We start from the raw sequence: 8,158 nt of genomic DNA, 5'->3' as shown, positions 1-8,158 counted from the left end.
CCTCGATGTTTCGTCGTGGGTCGCCCGGTGTTTGAGGGGGCCCGGAGTGGTGGTCTGAGGACCGAATTCCGGGTGTGGGCCGTGTGGTGTTGTCCGAGGCGTCGGTGTGCGTCGGGTTTCACGGCCCCGAGGTGTGACGTCCTTTCTGGATCGAAGGTTGGTCGGTCTGGTGGTCAGGCCGGCGCTGGAAGTGCTGCAAGCCTTGCTATCCCGTCGAGTAGCAGATCGACGTGCGGAGCGTGGGTGGCCATCTTCATGCGGGTTCGCCGGGCGTGGCGGCTGATCTTGGCTGCGATCGAGAACACGCGGTGGCGCAGTCGCTTGGGTTCCCACCGGCGAGCAGGATGATCGGTGAACGCGAGCATCTGCGTCCATGCAATCAACTCGCAGGCGAGCATCACGATCGCGCACCAGATCCGGTTCTGATCGAAGCCGTGCAGCGGAAGATTCGTCAGGCCACAGTCTTTGGCGGGACGGACCCGGTCCTCACATCGAGCCCGCCGCCGGTGACGCAGCTCCAGATCAGCGAGTTGGCCACGGACGGTGTTGGTGGCGAACGCGGTCAGCCGCAACCCATCACGGTCGGTGAACCGCAATTGCGCACCCGGGTGCGGCCTCTCTTTCCGGACGATCACGCGCATCCCCTGCGGCCAGCCTGATAGGTCGATCAGCCCGGTCAACTCGGCTACCCACGCTCCGTCGCGTTGCACGCCGTCGGCATCATAGGCCGGGGTCCACGCCTCGGGACTGATCCGGTCAGTCACGGCCGCGGTGGTCTCGGTCAGCCCGAATCCCACCGAATAGGCCAGGTGCCGGCGGGTGAGATAGCCGAGGAACTCGTGGGTGCCGCCGGCGGAGTCGGTGCGCACCAGCACCGACTCGCCGACCCGATACCCCTGCACCGTCGGTAGCTGCTCGAGTGCGGCGGCGGTGACCGTGATGTGATCGGCGGCGGTGTTGGCGCCGGCGTTGCCGGGCCGCAATTGGATCGCCAGGGGTTCGCCAGTGCCCTCGCTACCGTGATCGACAAACGCACATAGCGGGTGGAAACCGAACCCGCGCTTGTAGGTTGGTGCCGCATCCTGTTTCTCCGAGTGCGCGGTCACCAAGGTTGCGTCGAGATCGACGATCAGCGGATCGCCAGTATCGGCGTCATGATCGGGGGCGGTGGTGCCGGCTGCTGACCAGCACCCTGCCCGGGCAGCAGCGCGGGCGGAGTTGATGGCCGTCAATGCCGCTGGGGCGTCGGCGGCCAACGCCGAGATCAGTCGTGACACCGTGGGGTCGGAGGCGACCTGACCGAATACCGCGGGGTTGGCGCGCAGTTGGTTGATGTCGGCCAGACAATCACCGCCGATCGCGACCGCCACAGCCAGATCCGTGATGATCTTGCCTGGATCGTGGGTCGCCAGGGGTTTACGCCACGGCGTCAACGCGTCCGATAAATCGGTGGTCAGGCCCGTTTTCTCGGCTGTCCGCAACAACACCGTGGCGCCGGCCTGCGACACCACCCCGGTTCCGGTGCCATCTGCAGACAGCACGGGGTAGGGCGACGTAGACTTACTCACCTGAATGGTGCTCCTCGATCTGGTCCGATTGATGACTTCGCAATCTCAATCATCCCAGGTCAGGGCACCATTCCTCACTCACGACACGAAATCAGCGTGAAAGCACGAGGCTAGCTCGGGTCCGCTCCTAGATGAGGTTGTATGCCTATGATCAAGCGACTTTGCCGAGTCACCCGCCTACGAGTCAACGGCGGCCACCATCGACTCTTGCTCGCAACCGTGAGCATCACAACCGCTATCGGACTGGCCGGCGGGATCAGCCCAGCTTTCGCGGTCGACCCAACAGTCGCGCGAACATCGGCCGGATGCTCGTTCGCGTCCACGTCCGATCACACCAACAACGTGCAGACATGCAAGGTCTGGTCCGAGTCGATGCAGAGCTATGTGACCGTCAAGGTCCGCCCATCCGATCAACCCACCGGCGAACAAGAACAAGCCGTCTACTTCCTCGGCGGGATCAACGATCCCAGCGGCAGTGCCGGAAGTTCGCTATACAGCGCGCAATACAACCTGGTGATGATCAACGGGTCGACGAGTACCTGGTCCTCAGATTGGCAGTCACCCCCACTTGACTCCGACGGAAACCCTCTCACCACCTCCAGCGGAGAAGCCTACGATCCGCAGTGGGAAACCTTCATTGGCGAAGAACTCCCCGACTACCTGAACGAGAACTTCGCGATCGACCAGGCAGGTAATGCGATCGTCGGCCTGTCCATCTCCGGCGGACAGGCCGTGAACCTCGCCCTGAAGTACCCCGATCTGTTCAAGGTCGCATTGTCGACGTCGGGCTACTACCAGACAAACAATCCGATCGGATGGATTCTCATCCCGTTCATCTTGTCGTCACGTCAGGGCATTTCGAACGGTCTGGACGGAATGTGGGGCAACCCGTTCAGCGCCGGCAACACCTGGGCGTCCAACGACGTGTTCGGCCGGATCTGGCAGACCAAGCCGAACGGTCAGACCATCATCGTCTCTACCGGCAATGGGCTGATCGCCTCCCAGGCCGAGTGGGACGAACTCATGGCCCTTGGTGGTATCGGCGAGGCGGTGATGGGCAGCGTCCTCGAGTTCGTGTCCTTCGTGTCCGCAGTCATCTTGAACGCTCAAGCCGCCATCCTCGGCCTGCCGATCGACTTCATCTACACCAACGGAGCGCACACCTGGCAACGTTGGGGACGAACCGATGAAGAAGAAGCAAAGAAGGTTCAGGATGCACTCAAGAAGTACCAAGTGCCGACAACCACCACGAATTCAGGCTCAGCCATTGCAGCTTCGCTCGTCGCCAATGACCCCACTGTTCTCAGCTCTCTCACAGAGGTTCCGACAACTGACGATACGACGGCACCGGACGAGCCTGACACAATCGCGGCCACCACGGCCGATTCACCTACTTCGGACGAAGCACTGGCTCCAGATCCGGACGCGGTACCGGAGTCAGATACCGCTGGTGAAACATCCGAGGTCGATGCCTCCGCCACATCCGATAGCCCTGTCACACCAGACGTGCCGGTTGCCCAGGATGCACCAGAACCCAATGCAGGATCGCTTGCCCCGGTGGTCGGCCCAGACGCGAACCCCGCTCCCCCCGAGCCCGTGGATGAAGCTGCGTCGGACAGCGACGCTCCGTAGCCCACAGCGTTCCGCTGAACACACACCCATCCGATCGGTTCATGCATTTCCCGGGCGTCGCGCCAGTTCCTGTCACCCGGCTGCTTCCAGAACCACTACTGTCAACACGTGGGCGGCGTGATCAAGCGAGTGCGAGTGGAATGGCTCGTCTGGACCGCTTGCCGCCATTGGCCCACATCCATCGAGACGTCCGACGATGCAGCACGGTTGCGCCATACGGCCCGGATCCTCGCGGGCGCGAATTTGCTACTCGAAGATCGAGACAAGCACAAGGTCGCGGTGCTGTCCCATCTTGGCGGCGCGCTCGAGGAGCTCTCGCCGCTCGAGCCGTCGCGACCCCACCTGCTGGTAGCGACTCGACTGCATACCAGGGCGCTGACGCTCGCCTCGCAAGGCAGCGCAGACCGGGCCACGTGTGCGTCCAATCTGCTCACCGCGCTGCTCAGGCTGCACGAAACGACCGGGTCGTCGCAGGTTCTGCACGAGGCAACAATCGTCGCCAAAGAGGTCCAATCGGAGATGGACGGACGCACCAAGGATGAGCGTGACCTCCCCGGGCTCGCGGCGTTGACGTCCTTGGCCCTGCATCGGCGGCACCGGCAGGACCCCACCGAACTCCGATCTCTGGTGCACGACTACCGCACTACCCTCGGTGTAGATCGCTCGTCCGGGGATATCGTAAGTTCCCGCCATCACGCCAACCTGGGTTCGGCCTACCTTCAACTCCACCGTCTGTCCGGCGATTCGCAGGACGTGGATGACGCCATCACCGAGTTCCGCACTGCGCGAAGCATTGCCGAGCGTCTTGGGACGGGCGTGGGCGAGGCACAGAGTGCACTCGCGTCGGGATTGGCGGTGCGCTACGACCTCGCCGGAGAGTCTCTGGACGACATCGTGGAAAGCGTTAACCTCCATGAGAAATCGTTCACCGATCCCACGTTCGACCGTCACGAACTCAACCGACGCCGCAATGCGTTCGCGATTGCCCTGGTCCGCCTGTCACGACGCACCCGGCATCGAGCAGACCTCGACCGAGCCGTGGACCTCTTCGAACAGATCCCCGATCCGGACCCTCACGTCACGGTGAACCTCGCCCACGCACTGATCGAACGCGCCGATCGTTTCGAGACCGACGACGCCACGCAGGCCGCGACCATCCTCGACGAGATGATCGAAACCTGCGCACGAGAAGATGATCCGCTCACGCACGCCTTCACTGTGGCAGCGCTTGCGACCGCACTGTTCGAGACCGCAACCACCGAGGCAGACATCGACGATGCAGCCGCCCGAACCCGTTCGGCGATAGCCTTGATCGGCACCGACCATCCCGACCGTGCCCGTATGTTCTACGAGCTCGGCTGTGGACTGTTTGACGACGATGCGCCCCCGTCGCGGAGACTACTTGCACGCAAGGCCTTTCAGTCTGCGATGCAAGAGGGTGTCGGTCCTGACTTCTGGCGTATCAATGCAGCAGCCATGGCCGCGCATGCCTCGGCCTCACTCGGCGACTGGAACACCGCTGCTGCCGACTATCAACAGGCACTCACGCTCACCGTCGCTTCGACACGTCCCTGGCGTCCTCCTCGCGACAACCACTCGTCGATCTCGGAAGCCGACACGCTCTTGGAAGATGCCGCTGCGGCAGCCTTGAACGCCGGTGATCCTCGCGGCGCGCTCGCGGCAATCGAGCACGCACGAATCATCGTGCTCGACAACGCAACCGGGCTCGGAAGAACAGACGCTCTGCGCCATGCCGCACCCGACCATTGGGCCCGGGCCGAGCAACTACGCCAGATGCTCATGGCTCTCGATTGGACCGCCACCGACGATGCTGTTCTCCACAGACTGGTGCGGACCCACCGGCGAGGCGGCCGATGACAGCGTCCCGGTATGACCCGATTCTCCGCGACATCGCGGCTGCGGTGAGCGCCTCGGCCGATGAGCACGACGATGCCGTCCTCGATCCCAACCTTCTCGCCAGATCATCCCGATTACATGTGGACACACCATCGTTGACACCGCATGAGCGGGCGTTATTGGGTAGCTACCACCTCCTGCGGTACATGCGCCTCCCGGAAGGACCAGACGAAGCCGCCCTCACTGCGTGCAGTGAGTGGTACCAGAGTGTGCTGCCCGACCATCCCGAACTCGTTCCCCCACAGTTCCTTCAACCAGAGGAGGTGGATCCGAATACCGATATCGATCGGTTTTCTGCCCGCACCAAGAACACCGAGGGAGTCGAGTTCGCGTCGGCGGCCAGCACCCTGTGCGGGATGCTCGACGACCGATTCGAGGTGTCACAGGATGTCCGCGATCTTCACCTCGCGATCCACCACGGAACCGCCGCCTACCTCACACCAGCTCTGCCGGCCCGGGTGCTTGCGCCGGTAGCCGCCAATCTTGCCATCGCTCACCTACATCTCGCCGAGCACACCGGCAGTGACGATCATCTCGACCGTGCGGTCACGCTCTTGCGCGAGGCAGCCGACCTCGCCCCCACTGCAGATCATCATGGAAATCTCGCCTCGGCGCTGTACACCCGATTCGAAAACCAGGAGCAGCCCTCCGATCTTGAGGCAGCACTGGAATATTCAGCCAAGGCCGTCACCCCACCCGCTCACGCACAGGCCGGCTGGTTGTCGCTGCGCGGCGCCATCCTGTGCACCGCCTATCTCCGCAGCCGCGTGCCGCGCCCCGAGCTTCTCACCGAAGCCGAGGCCGCTGGCCGACGTGCGGTGGTTGCCACCGCCCCCGACAGCCCGCACTACGCCGGTCGTGCAACCAACCTCGCGATCACCCTGGCCACACGGTTCGGCTCGGTCGGCTCCGTCGAGCTCCTTGCCGAAGCAGAACAGTTCGCCCGCGACGCAGTCGACGACACTCCGGCCCGACTCGCCAACCTGGCATCGATCCTGCGAGCGCATGGCGTGGCGCGCGGTGACCAGGATCGGATCGAGGAGGCGTTTCGGATCGCGCTGCGCGCTGCAACAGCGGTCCCGATCGATCATCTCGACCGTCCCGATTTGCTGAGCGAGGCCGCCAACAGCGCCATGACCTGGTTCGACTGGTCGGGCGACCTGCCCGCCCTGACGACCGGCGTGACGCTCGGGCGATGGGCATGTGACGCCCTCGACGATTCCACACCCCATCGGTACGGGTCGGCACTGACCAATCACGCGATGCACCTGCTCACCTATGCCGAGGCCACCGACGATGCCGGGCAGTTGTCCGAAGCGTTGCGCTACGCCGAACTCGCGTGCCGGCACCTCCCGGATGATCCCAACGTGTTGTCGAATGTGGCGCTGCTGTCGCGACTGCTCGCAGACACAGCCTCCGATCCCGAGCGGCGGTCGGCAAGCGTCGGATACGCCGAGCGTGCGCTGGCGGCTGCCCACAGATCGCACATCGACGAGGCACCGTTCCTCGCCAACCTCGCCCAGTGCCTGTGGACTGACACTCACGGCGAGCGGGCCCGCAGCATCGCCGAGAAGGCGGTGGCGGTAACCGATCCCGGCCGTTCGGAGTATCAGGCGTTCGTGGCCATCCTTGCCCGGATCGCCGACAGCGAAGGCGATGATGCCGAAACCCGATGGCGGACGGTGGCGGATGCGGAGTCGACCCCCATTCCGTTGCGCGCCGAGGCTCGACTACAGGTCGCTGCCCACGCGGCACAGCGCGGCGACTGGAACACATCGACAGCGGCATACTCGGCAGCGATAGCTGACACTGCCGAGCTGGCCTGGCACGGGATCGATCCGCTGAGTCGACTCCTCCGACTCACTGACCACGCCGACACCGCCGCCGACGGCGCGGCCGCGGCGCTCCACCACGACGACGCCCCGGCGGCGCTCGTGATGCTCGAGCGCGGCAGATCATTGGTGCTCGGGTCCGATCTCGACACACGAGGCGACGTGCATCGGCTGCGTCGGGCGCATCCGGGAATGGCGAGACGGCTGGTATCGCTGGCCGCCGCACGCCGGGATCTGTGAGCTATCCGGTTGCCGGGCACACGCCCAGGACCTGGATCTGTTTGGCGCCGTCGAGATTCACGGTCACCGTGGTGCCACCGGCGTCGAGGGCCACCGTTCCGTCGTCGGTGGCCTGGACCTCACCGCACCACGCGACACCGGTTCGATCCACGATCCGCAGGACCGGATCCTGCGGCGCGGGCCCGTACCAGGTGACACCCACCGCCGCGATCAGCATCGTCACACCGACACCGGCGGTGATCAACCCCCAACGCAGCCCCCGAAGGCGCGCCACGGCCTCGGTGTGATCAGAGAGTGCGACGGCGTTCTGTCCGGGCGGCGAATCCTGTGGTGTGGCTACCGGTTCGAGCGCACCGTAGGCGGACCGGAAGAGAAGGCCGACCGATACCATCCCGGCCACCAAAGCAGCTGCGAGGAGGACCCCGACCACGATCGAGGCGGCGCATGTCAGATCGCTGATGTCCGACGGTCCGGTGACGAGTCCGAAGCCGAGTAGCGCGATGACCGCCGCCCCGATGCCCTTGGACCACGACGACGCCGCCGACCGCACCGCGGTGAGCTCACCCTCGCCGGCGCTTCGCAACGCGTGCGCATCCGCACGTACTGCGTCGGCGTCCAATTCAGCGATGCTGACACTGTGGAAGGCAACGCCGGTCTCGGAGATCTCGTACCGCAGTGACCACCATGCTCCACAACCGGACTCTCCCTCTGGGTGTCCAGGATGGTCGGTCCTACAGCCGCAGACCATCGCGACCCCTGTGTCTGCCGTGCCACCACCGGGGGCCACGTTGCGGTAGACCGTGTCGGTGAGAGATGTCTGCATCGGATGGCCGCAGCGGGGGCAGCTGCCCGTCGCGGTGACGCCGTCCGCGCTCGGATTCGCGATGCCCGTGAAGTTCCGGGCTGCGGTCACCGACCATCCGCGAGGATCTCCGCCGGTGTGGATGTACTCGAGTTCGGTCATCGTCT

Annotated in this window: 5 protein-coding genes; 3 read left to right on the top strand and 2 right to left on the bottom strand. The window is 64.6% G+C overall.

Going from position 1 to position 8,158, the window contains the following annotated elements:
- Positions 1–173: 173 nt before the first annotated feature.
- Positions 174–1,568 (bottom strand): IS1380 family transposase, encoded by a 1,395-nt coding sequence (locus GD1_RS12050; protein ID WP_059037201.1) that lies wholly within the window; start codon positions 1,566–1,568, stop codon positions 174–176.
- Positions 1,569–1,787: 219 nt separating this feature from the next.
- Here GD1_RS12050 and GD1_RS12045 point away from each other — a divergent pair, with 219 nt between their 5' ends.
- From GD1_RS12045 to GD1_RS12035, 3 genes are all read left to right on the top strand, one after another.
- Positions 1,788–3,200: an alpha/beta hydrolase gene (locus tag GD1_RS12045; RefSeq protein ID WP_059037200.1), complete on the top strand. Its 1,413-nt coding sequence runs from the start codon at positions 1,788–1,790 to the stop codon at positions 3,198–3,200.
- Between the two features lie 108 nt (positions 3,201–3,308).
- Positions 3,309–5,078, top strand: coding sequence for a hypothetical protein (locus tag GD1_RS12040; protein ID WP_157079460.1), 1,770 nt, complete (start codon positions 3,309–3,311; stop codon positions 5,076–5,078).
- A 302-nt stretch (positions 5,079–5,380) separates the two neighbouring features.
- Positions 5,381–7,189: a tetratricopeptide repeat protein gene (locus tag GD1_RS12035; RefSeq protein WP_059037198.1), complete on the top strand. Its 1,809-nt coding sequence runs from the start codon at positions 5,381–5,383 to the stop codon at positions 7,187–7,189.
- Position 7,190: 1 nt separating this feature from the next.
- Here GD1_RS12035 and GD1_RS12030 read toward each other — a convergent pair whose 3' ends face one another.
- On the bottom strand, positions 7,191–8,153 hold the full coding sequence (locus GD1_RS12030; RefSeq protein WP_059037197.1) for a hypothetical protein: 963 nt from the start codon (positions 8,151–8,153) through the stop codon (positions 7,191–7,193).
- Positions 8,154–8,158 lie beyond the last annotated feature (5 nt).

Origin of the sequence: Gordonia desulfuricans NBRC 100010, from assembly GCF_001485495.1 — a bacterium.
GTDB classification, from domain to species: Bacteria; Actinomycetota; Actinomycetes; order Mycobacteriales; family Mycobacteriaceae; genus Gordonia; species Gordonia desulfuricans.
Note: the sequence above shows the minus strand (reverse complement) of the source record. Positions and strands in the feature narration are given on the sequence as shown.

Coding starts and splice junctions, on each gene's coding strand:
- GD1_RS12030 (WP_059037197.1), bottom strand. CDS start 8,153: ATGACCGAACTCGAGTACATCCACACCGGCGGAGATCCTCGCGGATGG.